General features: G+C 56.2%; 1 protein-coding gene. It reads right to left on the bottom strand.

Translation table 11 applies throughout. The features are described from left to right. Nucleotides 1-242: 242 nt before the first annotated feature. Nucleotides 243-2,210: a gluconolactonase gene (locus HMPREF2971_RS03645; RefSeq protein WP_070691408.1), complete on the bottom strand. Its 1,968-nt coding sequence runs from the start codon at nucleotides 2,208-2,210 to the stop codon at nucleotides 243-245. Between the last annotated feature and the right edge of the window lie 298 nt (nucleotides 2,211-2,508).

The following is a 2,508-nucleotide window of genomic DNA, read 5'->3' as shown; positions in this document are numbered from 1 at the left end:
TCGGGGACATTTTCACCCTATCAAACCCTCAGGTAGATGTCAGAGAACACTCAAGAGAGGCTTGAAGGTTCTGATGGTTTTCACAGGTTGACCAGCCACTAAAAAATGAGCCCAGCAAACCAAACTCAGCAAGCCAAACCCCGAAAACAGAACCCCGCGCTCCCGAATAGAAACACCACTCGGGAACACGGGGTTATTCGTGCGACTAGTGTCGACAAGCAGAGCCAGTTTAGCGGGCCAGCTTATCGAGACTGGAAAGCAGTCAGAACAGTCTCCAGATGGCCGCGAGTCAGCAACTGCTTAGGAATGAAATAGTGACCACCGTACACAGTAGGCAAGTTCTGGCTAGCCCACAGAATCTCACGATAGAACGGAGCACCAGGCTTAACATCCACATAGGGAGAATCGCCCTTCACCGCAGGAGAACCAGCCGCACGGTAGGTGAACGCCGCAACAGTAGCGTTCGAGATACCAGCGTCCGCGTGGAACTTGCCATCCGACCAGCCGTAGCTGATGCCCTTCTCACGAACCCAGATGTACGCCGCGTAGTTCGGGTCGTCAGTCTTCACATCCGGCCAGGGCGACGTCTCAGGTAGCTTCACCTCGGGCGCGCCAGCCTGAAGGTACAGAGCCACCGCCAGCTCACCGCGGGTAGCGCGTTCCTTGCGCTGCTCATCGGTCAGGCTAGGCTTCTTATCATCAGTGTTGGACGCATCAGAACCCTTAAAATTCAGGTCCTGAGAAGCCAGCAGAGTACCGCGGCCCTCGGGTGCCTTACCCACCACGGGAGCGACAAACTCGCCGTCCTCGTAACCGTTGTTACCCCACACCTCCACGACGTACTTCTTCGCCGGATTCAGAGTATTCGCCGGGACCTTGACGCTGCCGGACAGCTCACCGTTCACGAACTCAAAGGCTCGGTCGTGGTGGTTGTACTCAATAAGATCACTGGTTGCCAGAACCGGGGTGTTCGAACCCTTCTCACGGATTACATACTGAACACCCTTGGGGGAAGCAATCTCACCGTAGAAGCCGGTACCCGAGAAGTAAATATCCTGATCCGCGGTGGTGTCGCCCAGAGCCTTGTACTCCACCTTGGGAGCAAACTTCTCAGGGCGGTACGCCTGAGTCTGCACCGCAATACGTTGCACCACGTTCTTACCAGCCCACAGATCCTCAAGGGTCAGCTGGGGCTGACCCTGCTGCTCAGCAACCAGGTCAACCTCGTAACGCACCTCGTAACGCGGGATACCGGGGAAGTAGTTGCGAGGCTCATAGTAGCGCTGAAGCACGTCCGGCTTGACCGTCAGCTGAGCATCCAGGGTGCCATCCTCGGCAATGGTGAAGTCCTTACCCTCTTCATAGCGGAGCGGCGTATCATCAGCGGGCAGAACGCTACCATCGGGAACGCCCTGAGAAGCGGCCAGATAAACCGCCACCTTGCCGTGCTTCTCGCGCCACTCCTTGGTGAACCCCGAACCCTTCACGTGGACGGTACCGCCCTCGAAGGTGTACAGCAGCTGAGCCTTGCCGTCGTACAGAACCTCGAACGTCGGAGCGTCCTCCTGGGTGGCCTTAGCGCCCGGAACATCCGCAGCCGTCGTGCCGTCAGAACCATTGAAGTTCAGCGTCTGAGAAGCGAGCAGAGTACCGCGGCCCTCGGGTGCCTTGCCAACAACGGGGGTCACCAGGTCTTCGCTACCCTCCTGGTAGCCGTTGTTGCCCCATACCTCGACAACGTACTGCTTTGCCTTATTCAGGGTGTTAGCGGGAATCTTAACGTTACCGTTGAGGAGCCCATGCTGATACTGGGACGAATACTCGGGGTCGTTGTACTCGATGATGTCGCTAATAGCCAGGACGGGGGTGCTCGAGCCCTTCTCACGCACAACAATCTGAACACCCTTCGGGGAGTTAATATCGCCGTTGAAGTCCCAACCTGAGAAGTTCAGAACCTGATCGTTACCGGTATCCTTCAAAGCGTTGTAGCTCCAATGAGGAGCGAACTCATCAGAAGTAGCAACAGGATTCTCGCGGACGCGATCATCCGGCAGGGAACCAGCAACAGCCGCCGCAGGAGTATCCGCGGCAACATTCTGAGCAAGCGCAGGAGACATCGGCAGAATCATCGCGCCAGCCAGCGCCAATGCACCGCAACCCCGTGCTGCACGGAAGAAGGACGAAGCCTTGAAATTCGGAAGAGCGGACATAATCATTCCTTATTGGTCGAACCCATCGCGCCAATGCAGTTTCTAAAAGGGGAGTGAGAAATCTTCGTCGAATCTGCGCCAACCCAATGAGAAGTGGTCGAATATCCCCGTCAGTTTCGGGGACAATTTCACCCTATCAAAGGGCTGAACAGATGTCAGGAAACACTCAATAGAGACTTGAAGGTTCTGAGGGTTTTCCCAGGTTGACCAGCCGCTAAAAACTGAGCCCAGCAGGCTAAAGCCCGAAAAAAGAACCCCGCACTCCCAAATGAACTGCCTCCCGTTTCTTGGACAACGA

This window comes from Rothia sp. HMSC066G07, assembly GCF_001814485.1.
Taxonomy (GTDB): Bacteria; Actinomycetota; Actinomycetes; order Actinomycetales; family Micrococcaceae; genus Rothia.
Note: the sequence above shows the minus strand (reverse complement) of the source record. Positions and strands in the feature narration are given on the sequence as shown.

Excerpts from the sequence above, each read along its gene's own strand:
- HMPREF2971_RS03645 (WP_070691408.1), bottom strand. The coding sequence starts at position 2,210 with ATGTCCGCTCTTCCGAATTTCAAGGCTTCGTCCTTCTTCCGTGCAGCA.